The 16629-nt window shown below is 56.0% G+C and carries 17 protein-coding genes; 11 read left to right on the top strand and 6 right to left on the bottom strand.

The features are described 5' to 3' along the window. Positions 1-5 precede the first annotated feature (5 nt). Together ACIQT8_RS18315 and ACIQT8_RS18320 are read left to right on the top strand one after the other, a co-directional pair. Positions 6-1709, top strand: a complete 1704-nt coding sequence (locus tag ACIQT8_RS18315) for an aconitase X (protein ID WP_400968010.1) — start codon at positions 6-8, stop codon at positions 1707-1709. Positions 1710-1719: 10 nt separating this feature from the next. Continuing rightward, a complete protein-coding gene (locus ACIQT8_RS18320; protein WP_262528450.1) occupies positions 1720-2748 on the top strand; it encodes a trans-3-hydroxy-L-proline dehydratase in 1029 nt (342 codons plus the stop codon). A gap of 65 nt (positions 2749-2813) precedes the next feature. Here ACIQT8_RS18320 and ACIQT8_RS18325 read toward each other — a convergent pair whose 3' ends face one another. Beyond that, positions 2814-3836 (bottom strand): LacI family DNA-binding transcriptional regulator, encoded by a 1023-nt coding sequence (locus ACIQT8_RS18325; protein ID WP_400968086.1) that lies wholly within the window; start codon positions 3834-3836, stop codon positions 2814-2816. Positions 3837-3993: 157 nt separating this feature from the next. After that, a complete protein-coding gene (locus tag ACIQT8_RS18330; protein ID WP_400968013.1) occupies positions 3994-4314 on the bottom strand; it encodes a hypothetical protein in 321 nt (106 codons plus the stop codon). 292 nt (positions 4315-4606) lie between these two features. Between ACIQT8_RS18330 and ACIQT8_RS18335 the strand changes: the two genes are divergently transcribed. The 7 genes from ACIQT8_RS18335 to ACIQT8_RS18365 all read left to right on the top strand — a co-directional run bounded on the left by ACIQT8_RS18335 (position 4607) and on the right by ACIQT8_RS18365 (position 11536). Further along, entirely contained in the window at positions 4607-5410 is an 804-nt protein-coding gene (locus ACIQT8_RS18335) for a transporter substrate-binding domain-containing protein (RefSeq protein ID WP_400968016.1), read from the top strand. A 68-nt stretch (positions 5411-5478) separates the two neighbouring features. Further along, on the top strand, positions 5479-6183 hold the full coding sequence (locus ACIQT8_RS18340) for an amino acid ABC transporter permease (RefSeq protein ID WP_400968019.1): 705 nt from the start codon (positions 5479-5481) through the stop codon (positions 6181-6183). After that, positions 6180-6839 carry an amino acid ABC transporter permease gene (locus ACIQT8_RS18345; RefSeq protein WP_400968022.1) on the top strand — a complete coding sequence of 220 codons (660 nt, stop codon included), beginning with the start codon at positions 6180-6182 and terminating at the stop codon, positions 6837-6839. The genes ACIQT8_RS18340 and ACIQT8_RS18345 overlap by 4 nt, the downstream gene beginning before the upstream one ends. Further along, positions 6820-7551, top strand: coding sequence for an amino acid ABC transporter ATP-binding protein (locus ACIQT8_RS18350; RefSeq protein WP_138793236.1), 732 nt, complete (start codon positions 6820-6822; stop codon positions 7549-7551). The genes ACIQT8_RS18345 and ACIQT8_RS18350 overlap by 20 nt, the downstream gene beginning before the upstream one ends. Before the next feature lie 22 nt (positions 7552-7573). Next, on the top strand, positions 7574-8509 hold the full coding sequence (locus ACIQT8_RS18355) for a 2-hydroxyacid dehydrogenase (protein WP_400968025.1): 936 nt from the start codon (positions 7574-7576) through the stop codon (positions 8507-8509). Between the two features lie 327 nt (positions 8510-8836). Beyond that, positions 8837-10876, top strand: a complete 2040-nt coding sequence (locus tag ACIQT8_RS18360; RefSeq protein ID WP_400968089.1) for a putative bifunctional diguanylate cyclase/phosphodiesterase — start codon at positions 8837-8839, stop codon at positions 10874-10876. A 408-nt stretch (positions 10877-11284) separates the two neighbouring features. Continuing rightward, positions 11285-11536, top strand: a complete 252-nt coding sequence (locus ACIQT8_RS18365) for a hypothetical protein (RefSeq protein WP_400968028.1) — start codon at positions 11285-11287, stop codon at positions 11534-11536. A gap of 117 nt (positions 11537-11653) precedes the next feature. On the opposite strand, the gene ACIQT8_RS18370 is transcribed toward ACIQT8_RS18365, so the two are convergent. Then, a complete protein-coding gene (locus tag ACIQT8_RS18370; protein ID WP_400968031.1) occupies positions 11654-12316 on the bottom strand; it encodes an AAA family ATPase in 663 nt (220 codons plus the stop codon). 124 nt (positions 12317-12440) lie between these two features. On the opposite strand from ACIQT8_RS18370, the gene ACIQT8_RS18375 reads away from it, so the two are divergent. After that, the gene (locus ACIQT8_RS18375) at positions 12441-13052 is read left to right on the top strand and encodes an ankyrin repeat domain-containing protein (RefSeq protein ID WP_400968034.1); all 612 of its coding nucleotides are present in this window, start codon (positions 12441-12443) and stop codon (positions 13050-13052) included. 36 nt (positions 13053-13088) lie between these two features. On the opposite strand, the gene ACIQT8_RS18380 is transcribed toward ACIQT8_RS18375, so the two are convergent. Both ACIQT8_RS18380 and ACIQT8_RS18385 read right to left on the bottom strand, forming a co-directional pair. Next, on the bottom strand, positions 13089-13259 hold the full coding sequence (locus ACIQT8_RS18380) for a hypothetical protein (RefSeq protein WP_262526291.1): 171 nt from the start codon (positions 13257-13259) through the stop codon (positions 13089-13091). A gap of 154 nt (positions 13260-13413) precedes the next feature. After that, positions 13414-14478, bottom strand: a complete 1065-nt coding sequence (locus ACIQT8_RS18385) for a class I SAM-dependent methyltransferase (protein ID WP_400968037.1) — start codon at positions 14476-14478, stop codon at positions 13414-13416. 236 nt (positions 14479-14714) lie between these two features. Between ACIQT8_RS18385 and ACIQT8_RS18390 the strand changes: the two genes are divergently transcribed. Continuing rightward, complete coding sequence (locus ACIQT8_RS18390; RefSeq protein ID WP_400968040.1) at positions 14715-15527, top strand: nickel-binding protein; 813 nt, start codon at positions 14715-14717, stop codon at positions 15525-15527. A gap of 114 nt (positions 15528-15641) precedes the next feature. Here ACIQT8_RS18390 and ACIQT8_RS18395 read toward each other — a convergent pair whose 3' ends face one another. After that, positions 15642-15842, bottom strand: coding sequence for a hypothetical protein (locus tag ACIQT8_RS18395; protein WP_400968043.1), 201 nt, complete (start codon positions 15840-15842; stop codon positions 15642-15644). Positions 15843-16629 lie beyond the last annotated feature (787 nt).

Consider the following 16629-nt stretch of genomic DNA (forward strand, 5'->3'; position numbering starts at 1 on the left):
TTTCGATGGTCGCGCGCACTTCAGATATTGTAGCTGCACAAAGTATTCTTCGAGGCTCAGCGGAAGGCCGGGTCATTGCGACAACCGAAGCGCTCAGCTTCTGGGGTGGTGTCGATCCAGCCACCGGCAAGGTCATTGATGTGCATCATCCGCTGCATGATCAGAGCCTTACGGGCGCTATCCTTTTCATGCCGACAAGCCGCGGCTCATGCACAGGCTCGGGGGTCCTGCTCGATCTGATCCTTACCGGCCGCGGGCCTGCTGCCCTGGTATTTTGCGAAGCCGAAGAGGTCCTGACGCTTGGTGCGCTGATTGCTGGCGAAATGTTCGGCAGCCCCATGCCGGTCGTGCGCCTCGATCAGCAGAGTTTTGAGAAGTTCTCTGGGGTAGGGAAAATCCGGATTGACGGTCATTCCATATCAGGTGGTGAATTCTCGCTACCTCTAGCGCCGCCAGCAACGGGCGAGCTTGACCTCGCGACAGACGACAGTGCCATGCTCGATGGCCGCGATGGGGTTGCTGTTCAACAGGCGATGCGCATCATTGTTGCCATGGCTGCACAGCAAGGGGCCACAGGTCTTGTCGACGTGACCCAGGGGCACATTGACGGCTGTATTTATGCGAGCCCTGCCAACTTGACCTTCGCGGAGAAGATGGCCGAAATGGGCGCGAAAGTCCGCGTGCCCACAACCATGAACGCGATTTCCGTAGACAAGTCGAATTGGCAGTCGCAGGGCGTGCCGACGACATTTGGCGATCCTGCTGCGCGATTGGCCGACGCCTATGTACGCATGGGTTGCCGTCCGACTTTTACCTGCTCACCCTATCTCCTCGACAGTGCCCCGAGGATGGGTGAATCAATCGCCTGGGCGGAATCGAATGCCGTCATCTTTGCAAATACCGTGCTGGGCGCACGTACCGCCAAGCATCCGGATTTTCTAGACCTCTGTATTGCACTGACCGGACGTGCCCCGCTCTCCGGCGTCTATCTTGAGGAAAACCGGCGTCCTCAGCGCATTATCGATGTCTCCCTGCCAGTTAACATCGATGACGCGTTCTGGCCACTCGTCGGTTATCTCGCAGGCAAGGCTGCTCCCGATTGTATCCCCGTCCTTCGTGGCCTTAGTGAAGGGCACCCGTCGAAGGACGATCTCAAGGCGCTATGTGCCGCCTTTGGAACAACATCGGCGTCACCGATGCTCCATATCGAAGGGGTCACCCCCGAAGCCTCGCTCCCACCCGTTGCGGGGGCCGATTTCGTGACGATTACCGATCGTGACATGGCCGCTGCCTGGAGGTTGCTGAATGAAGGGCCGGAGGACGTTCAGCTCGTGGCGATCGGCAGTCCGCATGCCTCGCTTGCCGAGTGCCGTGCGCTCGCGGATGCATTTGCCGGCCGAAAGCACCATGCGGGTGTCGCAGTGATCGTTACCGCTGGCCAACAGGTAATCGATGCGGCAAAAGATGAGGGCACGTTCCAGCGGCTTGTAGAAAGCGGCATCCAGGTCCTTCCCGATCTCTGTTGGTGCTCGATATCGGAACCGGTTTTCCCAACGAAGACACGCGCCCTGATGACCAATTCCGGGAAATACGCGCATTACGGTCCAGGCCTTAGCGGTCGTGCCGTCCGGTTTGGATCTCTTGCTCAATGCGTCGATGCGGCGTTGACAGGACGTGCCAACGTTTCTCTTCCGACCTGGCTTTCATAAGGAATTTCTCATGCGAAGCATAAAAACCGTTCATGTGATCTCCGCTCATGCGGAAGGCGAAGTGGGTGATGTCATCGTCGGGGGCGTTCTGCCACCGCCTGGTGACACCATTTGGGAGCAGAGCCGTTTTATTGCCCGCGACCAGACACTGCGAAATTTCGTGTTGAACGAGCCGCGCGGCGGTGTCTTCCGCCATGTCAACCTTCTGGTTCCCCCAAAGCACCCCGATGCGGATGCCGCATTCATTATCATGGAACCGGAAGATACGCCGCCCATGTCCGGGTCGAACTCGATCTGTGTCTCGACTGTGCTTCTCGATGGCGGGATTGTGCCGATGCAGGAGCCAGAAACACACATGGTGCTTGAAGCACCAGGCGGTCTTGTCCGGGTCCGTGCCGAGTGCAAAAATGGGAAAGCAGAGCGGATCTTCGTTCAGAACCTGCCGAGTTTTGCCGATCGGCTGGATGCGAAACTTGACGTCGAGGGACTTGGAACCTTGACTGTCGACACAGCCTATGGCGGCGACAGCTTCGTAATCGTGGATGCCGAGGCGCTGGGATTTAGTCTTAAACCTGACGAGGCGCATGATATCGCCCGGCTCGGCGTCCGCATCACCAATGCCGCGAACCAATCGCTTGGCTTCAGTCATCCGGAAAATCCCGACTGGAAGCATTTTTCGTTTTGCCTTTTTGCAGGCCGGGTGGAGCGAACTGCAGAAGGATTGAGGGCAGGAGCTGCTGTAGCGATACAACCGGGCAAGGTCGACCGCTCGCCAACAGGCACTGCGCTTTCGGCACGCATGGCCGTGCTCCACGCACGTGGGGAAATGAAGCAGGGTGAGACCCTGACAGCCGTCTCCGTAATCGGCTCAACCTTCAGCGGGCGCATTCTCGGCGAAACGATGGTCGGTGATCGCAAGGCCGTTCTGCCTGAGATTTCAGGCCGCGGCTGGGTGACGGGAATTCATCAGCACATGCTCGATCCTTCCGATCCATGGCCGGAAGGTTATCGTCTCACCGACACGTGGGGTGCGCGTTAATACGCCAATCGCATTTGATGCGTGGCGGTCTGTCTACGGCAAGATGGACAGACCGCGAGCGCACCTTAACCGGCAACGTGCTTGGTTGTATCCCGAATGATCAATTCGAAGCCAACATCGATACGGGCGTTTTCCGGGGATGTCGCATCTTTCTCCGGCTCCAGAATGGATAAAAGCAGTTCACCAGCCCTGCGACCGATCATCTGGGCATCGACGCGGATGGTCGAGATCGCGGGAAAACACTGTCTGCCAATATCGAAGTCTCCGAACCCGAGGATCGAAATCCTGCCGGGAACATCTATGCCGCGGCGGTGACATTCCATAAGTGCGCCAACGGCAGAAATGTCAGATACCGCGAAAACAGCCTCAATGTCGGGTGCCCTTTCGAGAAGGACACCAAGCGTCTTGCCACCGTGGTCGTAAGAGACCGGGGCATGGCCCTCGCGTGTTATGAATTCATCAGAAAGGCCTGCCTCCCGCAAAGCAGCGCCAAACCCAAGCAGTCGCGCCTCACCACGCCAATCCTTGACATCACCATCTGCCCTTGAGCCTAAAGCACCGATGCGGGTAAAACCGAGCGACATGAGATGCCTGGCCGCCGTTCGTCCAACCTCATAGTTAGAAAAGCCGACAGCGTGATCGATAGGGTGCTCCGGCACCTCCCAGATTTCGACGATCGGAATGCCCGCACGCACGAGAACTTCACTCGCGGCTTTTGTATGGACAGTGCCAGCGACAACGATTGCGTCTGGCCTACGCTCCATCATTGTCTTGATGACGCGCTCCTCCTCCTGCAAGTCGTACATCGTGTAACCGATCAGCAACTGGTAGTCTGCAGCGCGCAAGGCATTGGCAAGACCCTGTGCGCTGTCAGCAAAGTTTGAGTTCGTCAGTGTCGGCAGGATGGCGGTGATGAAATTCGTCCGTCGTGACGAAAGCGAGCCTGCAATCCGGTCCGGAACATATCCGAGCTTTTCAATGGCCTTCATCACCTTCAGCCGAGTCTCTTCAGAGACAAGCGAGGGATCGCCGAGCACGCGGGACACGGTCATCTTCGAGACGCCCGCAAGTTTGGAGACGTCATTCATCGTTGCTTTTTTGGATGCGACTGTCGCAGCGGCCAAGGGCGTGTGCTCCACCAAGGCATGTCTCCCGAATATGAAACGGCTTTCGGCTAGACATACACGAAGACTAAGGGAGAAAGCACGTCACGTCGGATTATGCAGACGCAACGTGCACCGGTTTTTATGCGACGCGGCTATAGACGAGGTGATAGAATCGCCCGTCACACATGCTCATCATCTCATCCGTCAGGACACGGCCCTCCAGTCTGACCGGGGATACGAGTGCCTCCTCAACTGCCTCCATCGAGGGATAGTCAATTTCCTGAACCATGATGATCGGTGTTGCATCCGGATCTGTGCGCTGCGTACGCATAACCCGGACTGCCTGTGCATTCGGCATCCTCTTCCAAACCGGCAAAAGACGCTCTTCCACGATGCGGAAAAACTCGTCCTCTCGTCCCGGGTGAATTGTGCCTTCGAAAATGGCTGAGCGCGTGTACATGGTTCCTCCCAAAATTGAACAGAGCGTGATAGCTGAGTTCGTACTTGCAATGATACCGATAACATGCATTATTCATCGTGCCAAGAACGGGGAAGGGTGTCGATCGGAGGAAAATCGATATCGTGTCGAAAACAGGCTGAAATCGGGGATTATTCGCTTATTTCACATCTTTTCGTCCGCTTGGGAGGAGTTCTATGGCGAGGGAAGCCTCGATGTTATCGAGAACATTTTGCCGGTCTTTCTTGGCGCCGTTCGATGGTTGGACGGGGCTTTCAGGGTTGGAGGAGAAACCATGAGTATTTCGAGATTTTTGAAGAACGTCACGATTGCAGTTGGTGTTGCAGCCGCTTCGCTTGCTGCGACGACATCGGCGCATGCCGTCTCTATCAGCGATATCATGTCGCGCGGCTCGGTGAAGATCGGTGTTCTGACAGGTGCACCGCCAATGGGCATGGTCGATGAGAAGGGCAACCCGTCCGGTTATGACGTCGATGTTGCGAACCTCATCGGAACATACCTCAATCTTCCCGTTGAACTCGTTCCGCTGACGCCGCCGGCACGTATTCCGGCCCTCCAGACGGGCAAGGTCGATTTCCTGGTGGCGACACTGGCTCCAACCGGTGAACGTGCGAAGACCGTCATGTTCACGCAGCCCTACAGCGCCTTCAATATGGATATTATTTCCGGTCCGGATCAGAAGTTTGAAAATCTGGAGAGCCTGAAGGGCAAACGCGTTTCGGTGAACCGTGGTTCGTCTCAGGAAACCGCTCTTCGCAAGGCTAATGTCGAAGGTCTCGAGGTTGTCGTTTACGAAGACGACTCCACCAGCGCGCAGGCGCTTCTCGCCGGACAGGTTGACGCGGTTGCGTTGCCATCGACAGTCGGTGAAGCGATTATCAAGCAACGTCCTGAGGCCGGGCTGCAGGTCGGATTTACGTTCTTCCAGCAGGGCAATTCGATGGCCACCAAAATCGAAGACTTCGAACTTCGTCAGTGGCTCAACACGTCCATCTACCTCATGAAAATGTCCGGTGACCTCGACCGTATTTCGATGAAGTGGACCGGTCGCGCAATGCCGCAACTGCCGAACTTCTGATTGAGCCTTTCAGCGTGCCCGCCGGATAAAAACCTTCGGCGGGCCGGGAAATGTCAACGGAGTGGTGCATGTCCTATACGTTTCAATTTGGCGCTCTCGCCCAATATCAAAACGAGCTCCTGAACGGCATATGGCTGACGATCAAACTGTCGGTCCTGTCGATCGTGCTCGGCTGTGCATTTGGTATTCTTCTGGCCTCACTGCGCTCCATAAATGGCGGTATCGTCCGCGTACTTGTGGATGCCTACGTCGAGATCATTCGCAATACACCTTTCCTCGTGCAGCTCTTTATCGTCTATTTCGGCCTGCCGGGGCTCGGGGTTCGTGTCGGTGCTGACACGGCTGCCCTGATCGGCATGACGATCAACCTCGCTGCCTATTCAACCGAGATTATCCGGGCCGGCATCGAGGCTGTCCACAAGTCGCAGATCGAGGCAGGTGAGGCTCTGGGTTTTACAAAATTCCAGATCTACCGCCATGTCATCATTGTCCCGGCGATCGCCAAGGTCTATCCGTCGCTTTGCAGTCAGTTTGTCCTGATGATGCTGGCATCCAGCATCTGCTCGGCGATTTCGACCCATGAACTTGCAGCCGCTGCGGCCTTCGTGGAATCGCAGACTTACCGTTCCTTCGAAGTCTACATCGTCGTCACACTCATCTATCTCGCGCTCGCTCTTTGCCTGCGGCTTGTCCTTGCCCTTGTTGGCATGTGGCTGTTTGGCCGCCGTGTTGCCCGAAGGACGATGACCGCTTTGCCGGAGGTGCAGTCATGACACTTAGAACTTTCGGTCTCAGCGAATTCGGATTCCTTCTGACCGCCCTGCAATGGACCGTACTCTTGACGATCCTTGCACTTGTCGGTGGAGGCATTGTCGGCTTCCTGATTGCTCTTGCCCGTACGTCCGATATCAAGGCTCTACGCTTTGCCGCCGGTACCTACATCCAGGTCATTCAGGGCATTCCGGTGCTGATGATCCTGTTCTTGTCCTACTACGGGCTGAGCCTTGCAGGATTTGAGTTGCCGCCCCTGATTGCGGCTGGCGCATCCATGACGGTTTATGCCTCGGGCTACCTTGCAGAGATCTGGCGTGGCTGCATCCAGGCAGTGCCAAAGCAACAATGGGAGGCCTCGGAATCGCTGGCGCTCACAAGGGCACAGCAATACCGATACGTCATCCTGCCGCAGGCCATGCGCATCTCCTTACCCCCGACCGTCGGCTTTGCCGTCCAGGTCGTCAAGAATACGTCAATCGCATCGATCATCGGTTTCGTCGAATTGGCAAGAGCGGGGCAGTTGATCAACAACGCTACGTTCCAGCCCTTCCGCGTCTTTGTTGCCGTTGCGGTTCTTTATTTCATCGTCTGCTACCCGTTGTCCCAGCTCTCTCGTTGGCTGGAAAGGAGGCTTCATGCCGGAAGTAATCGTTGAAAACGTTCACAAGAGCTTCGGTGCGCTCGAAGTGCTCAAGGGTGTTTCGCTCTCTGTCGGTCGTGGTGAGGTCTTTGCTCTGATCGGCCGTTCGGGCTCTGGGAAAAGTACGCTCCTGCGCTGCATGAACGGTTTGGAAAAAATCAATTCCGGCCGCATTGAAATAGCAGGTCACGCACTTGGCGAGGACGCCAAGGCACTGCGCAAATTACGCACTGACGTCGGGATCGTGTTTCAGAGCTACAATCTCTTCCCGCATCTCACGGTTGGCGAAAACATCATGCTCGCCCCCCGCATCGTCAAGGATGTCGCGAAATCGGAAACACAGACGATCGCCCGCGAAGTGCTGCAGCTTGTTGGCCTTTCGGAGAAGTTCGATTCCTATCCGGACCAGTTGTCGGGGGGGCAACAGCAGCGCGTTGCTATCGCAAGATCGCTCGCCATGCGTCCCAAGGTGATGCTCTTTGATGAGGTCACATCCGCGCTCGATCCAGAGCTCACGGAAGAGGTTCTGACGGTCATGGAAAACCTCGCCAAGGATGGGATGACGATGATCCTCGTTACCCATGAAATGGCGTTTGCCCGTCGCGTCGCAACTCAGACCATCTTCATGCACAAGGGCACGATCTGGGAGCAGGGGCCCTCCGCCGAACTCTTTGCCAATCCGCAAACGCCGGAACTCCGGCAATTCGTAAAGGCCGATGTGAAGTAACATCGGCGCAAAAGGAAGACTGATGACAACCGAAATTTTGCAATTGTGCCCGCTGATCCCGGCCCTGGAGAAGGAGCTCGATGAACGCTTCACCGTTCATCGCTACTTCGAAGCGGAAGACAAAGCGGCATACCTCGCTGAGAAAGGTGCCGCGATCCGTGGTGTCGTCACCGGGGGGCATATCGGTCTGCCGGCAGATATTGGCGCCGGCCTGCCAAACCTCGAGATTGTTTCGATCAACGGCGTCGGTTTCGACAAGGTTGATCTTAAAGAAGCAAAGCGCCGTGGTTACCATGTCTCGAATACGCCGGATGTTTTGACCGCCGACGTTGCTGACCTCGCACTCGGTCTTATTCTCGCACAGGCTCGCCAGCTCCCGCGTGCGGATCAGCATGTCCGGACCGGTGCATGGTTGAAAGGCGATATGGGGCTTTCAACGCGTGTCACTGGACGCCGTTACGGCATCTTCGGTCTTGGTCGCATCGGTCAGGCGATTGCAACACGCCTTGAAGGCTTTGATGCGCGCATTTCCTACACCGCCAGAAACAAGCGCGATGTCGCCTACGAATACCATGCGACAATCGAGGAACTCGCGGCCAACTGCGACGTACTGGTGATTGCGGCTGCCGCAACCGCCGACACGCGCCACATCGTCAATGCCGGTGTCCTGAAGGCACTCGGTCCGCAGGGAACCCTCGTCAATGTAGCCCGTGGCTCTCTGGTGGACGAAGCAGCACTTGTCGACGCTCTTAAGAACGGCGTGATCGGTGGCGCAGCGCTCGATGTGTTCGAGGATGAGCCTCGCGTACCGGAGGCACTTTTTGCGTTCGAAAACGTTGTGCTTGCTCCCCATGTCGGTAGCGGAACACATCAGACGCGTCGTGCAATGGCGGATCTCGTTCTTGCCAACCTCGACGCCCATTTTGCGGGTAAGCCGATCCCCACACCGGTCCTTTAACAAACGGGTCGCGGCAGGACGATCTCTTGCCGCGCTTCACGCATTCGTTGCCTTAGAATCTGCTGCAACTATAAATATTTGCGCCCTGCGAGGCGTAAACTGGTAGCGCCTGTTCACATTTACATAATACCTGTATTCTTACTATCCGGCCCATATGATGTGAGCGGTGAGGCGGAGCGTGTGAGTTCCAATGATGTGAAATCAACCTTGGATGATCAGGCGTCGGTTTCACGGCGTGACGACGCTATCGTGGATGCCAATAGCTTTGGACCGGTGACGGCCGAGCGCGTGACAACAGCTTCCGGTCGCCATGCACTGCTTGAAGCCATGATCGATCACGTGCCGGACCTGATCTATGCAAAGGACAGGGAAGGGCGCTTCCTGTTTGCCAATCGGGCCGTCGTCACAAACAACGGGTTTTCTTCTGTCGAAGAACTTATCGGTTTGACCGATGTCGACATCCATGGCGAAGCCGCAAGTCTTGCGTTGATCCCGGACACTGAAGAACGCGTCATGCGTACCGGTGAGCCTGATCTTGGCTTCGAGCAGCGTGCGATGCGCGGCGGGGTCGATCGCTGGCTGATGATGTCGCGGGTGCCTTTGCGAGATACCAACGGAAATGTCGTCGGTGTCGTCGGTGCTTCTCGCGATATTACCGAAAAGAAAGCCTCGGAACGCCTGTTGCAGGCGCAGGCACGTATTCTACAAATGATCGTTGCCGCGACCGATATCGACCACTTTCTGGCTGAGTTTGTTGAAGCCATCGAAAGTCTGGCATCGGGGCTCAATTGCGTCGTGCGGGTCTACGATGCCGCGCCAGGCGAGCGCACGCTCTACGCCTCTGAAACAAGCACGATCTCGATGGATCTTGTCGATACGATCTCGGTTGTCGACCAGCTATCCGGTATCGCCGTTCTAGGCGAAGGATCGGTTTTCGGTTCCGAAATTCCTGCGAGCGACGGTGCGCCACACGGTTTTGTCTGGTGTATGCTGCCTGACCGCAACCCGGATGCCGGGCTTGTCGAGTTTGTAGCAGCCGCGGGACGCATGGCAGGGCTCGCGATTGATAGAAAGCGTGCCGCGGCACAGATTCTCTTCCTTGCCGACCACGATATGCTGACGCGTCTGCCCAACCGCCGATTTCTGGATACGAAACTCCCTGAGATCCTCGAAAGCGCGTCGAAAGCATCCAAGCCAGTCGGGATTGGCTTCCTGGACCTCGATAATTTCAAGCAGATCAACGATACACTCGGCCACAGTCTGGGCGACGAGCTGTTGGCGAAAACAGCCGAACGTATTGCTCGTGTCCTGCAGCGTGGCGATCTCGTTGTACGTGTTGGCGGCGACGAATTTGTCATCGTACTCGAATGCCGGCAAGATGGGTTCGAACCGAGGCTCGAAGAGATAAGGACTGCTGTTTCCAAGCCCGTTCGTGTCGGAAACTACGATATGAAGGTGACCTGCAGCGTGGGTATGGCGCTCTTTCCAGAGCATGGTGAGACAACTGCAGAAATTGTCGCTGCTGCCGATCTCGCCATGTATGGCGCAAAACACGCGGGTCGCGACAGTATCGTAACGTTCTCGCCCAAAATGGCGGAAGATCTACGCAAAAAATTCACGCGTATCGAAGAACTGCGCACAGCACTCGAATTCGATCAGTTTGTTCTCCACTATCAGCCTCAGGTCAATCTCGATACAGGCGAGATCTTCGGCGTGGAAGCGCTGGTGCGCTGGCAGCATCCATCCGAAGGGCTGCTCGGTCCCGGTGAGTTCATTGACCTTGCAGAGGAAACCGGGCTCATCGTTGAGCTCGGGGAGTTGGTGCTGAAGAAAGCGTGCCGACAGGCGAAGTTGTGGCGTCAATTGGGGCTTGCTCCGGTAAAAATGGCTGTCAATGTCTCGCCTCGGCAGTTCCAGAGCGGGCTCGTGGCGAAAATCAGGGACGCGCTCGACGAGACCGGTCTTGATCCATCGTCGCTTGAAATCGAAATCACGGAGACACTCATTATCCAGGATGTCGATGCATCCGTCAGGATCATGCGTGCCATCAAGGAGATGGGTGTCAGTCTCGCGCTCGATGATTTCGGAATGGGCTACTCATGTCTTGGCATGCTGAAAACATTCCCGTTGTCGTGCATAAAGATCGATCGATCGTTTCTGACCAACTTGCCGCACCAGTCCAAGGACGCCGCTATTGTTTCGATCATGATCCAGCTGGCGACCTCGCTGGATATTGATGTGATCGCTGAGGGCATAGAAACAAAGGAACAGGCAGATTTTCTGCGTGAGGCTGGATGCCCCTATGGTCAAGGGTACTTGTTCAGTCGGCCTGTAGAGCCAAAAGCAGTGAGTGAGATGTTGTGCTGATTTCCTGCCGACGACTCCCGATGATCATGCTTTAACTGTCCCCGACACGTGATAGTCTGTGACGATCTCCGAAGTTGTTATACCGTGCTGCTTCTTTTCAAAAACGTCCGCGTGATTGCGTACGTGTGAAATTTGGCTGTGAACCCATAAACCTGTGCGCGGGCTGCTTGTGAGATTACGTTGCGGTGTCCTCAGCCGAGCTGGCCGCGACGGCCGCCGTCGATATGACCCTTACTTCGCGAGATCATCTCGTCGCAGCGTGTTCAGAGCCCGACGTTTCAGTCTCTCGACTTACGCCGGAACACGGCTTGAATACCAATCTTATCCGGAAAGTGGATAAAGCAGACCAGAGAGAAGCGCCGTCTGTCCTTGGTTTCTGGCAGCGATTTATTGCCGAGGGCTGGACCATTGGGTAAACTTGGACCTGAGCGTTGGGGCCTCTACGTTTCGCAGATCCGCGGTGCCAAATCGCGCTGTGAGGGCTTGCGTGATCTCGGCGACGTCCTGCAGGGCCTTTTGACCATCCGGAGTGCTGGAGAGCTGTTTGATGAAGTCTGGCCTATCGTCGTGGGTGAGGGCATCCAACGCCCTGAGGATGGCTTCAGTGTGTGGCGAGATCCCCGGCACGATCGTTTCGTAGCCGATATCACCATCGGGTGATATGCCTTTTGCCAGCAGCCCCTCGGCCTGCAAAGCCGATCGGATTGCATCGTTGATCGCCCTGACATCGACGCGGCGATGCGCAAGTGCAAATGCGGGAGGTGCGAGGGCTTTCCTTCAGATCGGCAAGATAATCCCGCACCAGTTTATCCCGTGCAGCCTCCCGACCTTCTGCGAACAAGACAGCGCCACGTTCGGTATAAGGGGCAGACCGCCAGCGGTGCGATGGGTGGCAAAGGCTCTGGATGCCAGCCGTTGCCAGTCGGCTGTCTGACGGTGGATATCTGTCAGCTCGGTAGCACCGATCCGTTCGGTAGTGGCCCGGAACGGCGACCCTGCACCGATCGCCTGCAGCTGTTCGTGATCGCCGACCAGAACGAGTTTGGCACCGCGTGCCTGAACCTCCCGGACAAACCCGGTCAGCTGTTTGCTGCCGATCATGCCGGCCTCGTCAAGGGTGCGTGCGGCAATGCGGGAGGATGCCGACAGACCGGCGGCCGCCTTGCCGGCAAGGGCTGCACCATGAACGCGGTATCCCTGCAGTTCAAAGGCACGCCTTGCGGCCGCCAGCATGGTTGACTTGCCGGCACCTGCAAAGCCGATCACCGCGACGATCTGCTGTGGTCCGGTGACGTGGCGCACGGCCTCCTGCTGCTCGTCGCTCAGACCTGATCCGGCCAGTTGCCGGTTCTCAACCGTGATCGCCCGCGCAACGGCAGTGTCGCTGACAGCCTGGCCATCCTGTTCTGCCTGGAGTTCGACCAGTTGCGATGATGCCATGACGGTGCGGAAGGCGTCGGGGTCGAGGGGCTGACGACTGAGAGAAGTGCGAGTAGCGCCAGACCGCGAATGGCCACATGTCGAGGACAGAATGCGACGATTTCTGATAGCTGGAGTTTTGACGATGGCACTGGGCGGTAACGCGTCAGCCACGGTGTTGGGTGCGGTGGAACGTGGCGACCATCTCGGACTGGAGCAGGCGTTGGCAATGGGCAGCTCTGTCGAGGAGAAAAACGCACAGGGCCAAACAGCACTTCTGGTGGCGGTCTGGAAAAACGATGTCGATGCCGCGCGTCTGCTCCTTGCTGCCGGAGCTGACGTGAACGCCAGGGACAGCATTCATGATAGCCCATTTCTCGTGGCCGGAACTCAAGGCCGTGTGGACATTCTGCGTATGATCCTCGCGCACGGCGCCGATCTAACGAGCACAAACCGATTTGGCGGCACCGCTCTGATCCCTGCTGCGGAGAAAGGCCATCCTGATGCCGTCGACCTGCTGATTGCTGCAGGGATCAATGTCGATCATGTCAACAGGCTTGGATGGACTGCCTTGCTCGAAGTTGCGATCTTGACGGATGGTGGTCCGACCTCCCAGCGCATCGTTCGTTCATTGCTGCAGGCGGGAGCTGACGTGGACATCAAGGACTCTGACGGAAAGAATGCGTTGGCCCATGCCCAGGCGCGTGGGCTGTCGGCAATCGCCACGCTGCTTGAAACAGCGAAAGCAAAAGACTGAGCATAGGTGTGATGCATTCGTTGTGCGGTGGATGTCTCATCCCTGTTGAGGTTGCCCGAGACGATTTTCCCAACGCAATCGTTCCTGCAGGATAGCGTCAGCAACTATTCTGGTGACGTCTTTTTCTCCGCGTGTGAGGTGCTTGGCGGTGATCGCCCAAGCCAGCATCAAGATTTCTTCGGTAATATCGTCTTGTTTATCGGGCATGCGTACTCCTCGTGGGAGTGTTTTAATCACGCGATTATTGTCCGAAACTTTCGTCTGTAAGTTGATATCTCTCTTGAGGTCGGTTGTTTTCGGGGTGAGCGCGTCTGAGCGATCCATTTCATTGGCATGGGTCCGTTGCCATTTGAGTGCGCTCTCACGGTCGGGCCTCCAGGACCATGTTGAACGGTCCTGTAAATGCGCGCCTGACGTTTTTGAATCCTCCTGATCGAATGACGTCGGAGAGCCTGGCTTCTCCTGCCTGTGCTCCGAGGCCTTCACCAACCTCCTGATCCAGCGATGTCGGTACGCAGATCATGGTCGATGCGTTGTAGTAGAGCCTGCCGACCGGGTTCATGTTGTCAGCCGGGCGGTCACCTGCGATTGGCTCTACAATCATCCACGTTCCATCATTTTTGAGGATTCGCGACATGTGCGCAGCGCATCCACGCGGATCTCCCATGTCGTGCAGGCAGTCATAGCTGGTGACGAGATCGAAATTGGTGTCCATGATGTCTTTGGCGGTTGCTGCGACGAATTTGACGCGATCGCCAACGCCATGGTCTCGGGCATGCTTGTTGGCTTCGTCGATCGATGGCTGGTGGAAATCGTAACCGATGAAGGTTGCATTCGGGTACGCCTCTGCCATGAGAATGGTGGAGAACCCAACACCGCATCCGACGTCAGCCACTTTGGCGCCTTTGCCGAGTTTTTCCTCGACTCCTTGAAGTGCGGGTATCCAGGAGGGAACGATATTGTTTACGTAGCCTGGGCGGAAAAATGCCCCGGTCGCACAGAACAGGCAACCGGCAGTATCACCCCAGCGTACGCCGCCGCCGGTCCGAAACGATTTCTCGACCTTTGGTTCTCCCTCGATCATGGCGGCTGCCAGATCAAAGGCGCCTTCCAGGTAGACCGGGCTATCCTTGTTGACGAAAACCATTGCCTGTTCGGGGGAAAGACTGAAGGTTTCAGAAGCGCTGTCGTAATCTATGTATCCGTTTGCAGCCTGTGCCAGGGCCCATTCCCGCACGTATCGCTCTGAAAGGTTGCCAGCTGCCGCTGCCAGGCCCGCTGATGTCACGGGACCTGAGCGGTGAAGCGCGGCAAAGAGCCCCAGTCGCAGGCCAATCCTGACGGTTGGCACGCTAAAGGCGCCGCCGAGATCGCCCAGTATTTTTCCAATAAAAGAGTTGAGTTTTGCTTCGTCGAGCTGTGTCATCGCATTCCCCCCAATTGATGTGTTGGCGGGCAAAGGCTGGCGACAGAAATCCGCGTCAGTGAATGCTCGTGTGAAACGTAATATAGCCGGACACCCCGGAATTGTCACGTAAACGGGCGTCGTACATTCCGGTTAGGGAGGAGCTTTGAGGGTCACCCACACGGGCGATGGACTGGTGTTTTCAGAGGTCGTAAACTGCTGTTAGGAGAGGCACTTCATTCTCGGGGAGGAAGCGTATGCCTATCTTTATGGACCGGCACGATCTTGCCGGAGTTTCGGCTGCAGATATCGCTGCAGCTCATCTCAAGGACCTTAACATTCAGGATCAGTACGGCGTCAGGTTTCTGACCTACTGGTTTGATGATCATCGTGGTACGGCGTTTTGCCTGATGGATGCGCCGGATGCGGAAACGGCTCAATGTGTGCATCGGGAGGCGCACGGGTTTATTGCCAGCGAAGTCGTGGAAGTCGCACTTTCGGCAGTCGAAGCATTTTTGGGGCGAATACAGGATCCCGTGGGAAGCGGCACCGGTTCAAGAGACATGGATTCGGGTCACCGGGCGGTACTCTTTACGGACATTGTTGGCTCGACGGAAATGACGTCCCGCCTGGGTGATCTCATGTCAGCTGAACTCATCAGGGCTCATGATGCGCTTGTGAGAGGATGCCTTGCGCGACGCTCAGGACGGGTGGTGAAACACACTGGTGATGGCATCATGGCGGTGTTTTCGACGACGCCATTTGCGGTTGATTGCGCCATTGATATCCAGCGCGCCTTTCAGCGCTATAACCGGGACAATGGAGAACCCATCCACGTCCGCATCGGGCTGGATTGCGGTGAGCCGGTTGAAGACAGCAATGATTTTTTCGGCACGACAGTCCAACTTGCGGCCCGGCTTTGCGCTGTGGCAGATAGTGATCAGATACTCTTCTCGGACAGGATTTTGCAGGAATATGGCAGCGTTAACGTGGCTGTGGAGGGCAATCACTTCCGGCTGAAGGGTTTTGCTGAGCCGGTTCTAGCCTACCGCTGCGAGTGGCTGAACTAGTTTGGTTGCTACGAACGTCACAGGACATAGCGTACAACCTACTTAAGCTCACGAAAAGCAGGGCCAGCGCCAAGCGCTGGCCGTAAATGCATTAAGGCCCTTTGGGGCCTTTTTTCATGGAAAGTAACTGTATTTGATCCCGAGATTGGGTCTATCTGTTGGTGGTAGCAGCGCATCAATGAGTTTCGCAGCAGCCATCAGATTAACATACGGTTTGTAGGTGGGGTCGTAACCGCCTTTTGCCATGGGATAGAGCATCAGGTCTGCTATTTGCAACAAGGCGGTTGCTTTTGTGCGGCTCTTGGGTTCGCCCATGGTCTAACGATGGGAGTGCAAGGGGTAAGTACTCCCATGCTTGTCGCAAAACGTGCGATGGCGCTGCTTTACTCTTTGATTAGGATGCCACCAAGGCCAAAGCAATCCATCCGGTCACGGCTTGGCGCATCAAGTTCGTGATCAGGATCACGACTTCCTGTGTCATCGGGGCGGGGTGCGGAATCGGAAATCATTAACAGCAAGAATCACATTCGTGCGGTGTGTCTCCAACTGCAAATGGGGGTATCCCGTGCCTATTTGCCTTATAGCCGTGTCAGCAGGCGGCTCCGAAGCAACGTTGTGGTTGAGGTCTAGATCTGCGCAGACAGGGATTTTGTTCGGCTACTATGCTAACCGGAGAGTGAAACTCTTGCCGGTTTTGGTCTGCGAGTATAATAGAAATTTATTTCTTTAGGGCGTTAGCAAGTTTGTTTATATATTTTATTTGTTCTTTTCGATTGGAACATTGTTCTGTTTACGGGGAAGGCTGTCGCGATGATAATATATATATAAAGAGCTCCAGCGGGGCGAAATATATAAAATATAGATTGATCGGAGTGCGACCTGCTTTTAGCGGATTCGACTGGAATGGGGTGAGGTAGCCAAAACCGGCTGATCCTGCTTCCCAATGAGATCAAACTGATAATTTTACAGTAGATTTTGACACGAGTCTGGCAGAATGCTGCAAATTTGATTGGTATGAATTAGCCTGGATCTGACAAGAGGAGTGATTTTCGTTGTCGGACTGGCCTTATAATAACTATATCAAGATATAGTTATTATAAGG

This window comes from Agrobacterium sp. NPDC090273, assembly GCF_044772305.1.
Classification (GTDB): domain Bacteria; phylum Pseudomonadota; class Alphaproteobacteria; order Rhizobiales; family Rhizobiaceae; genus Agrobacterium.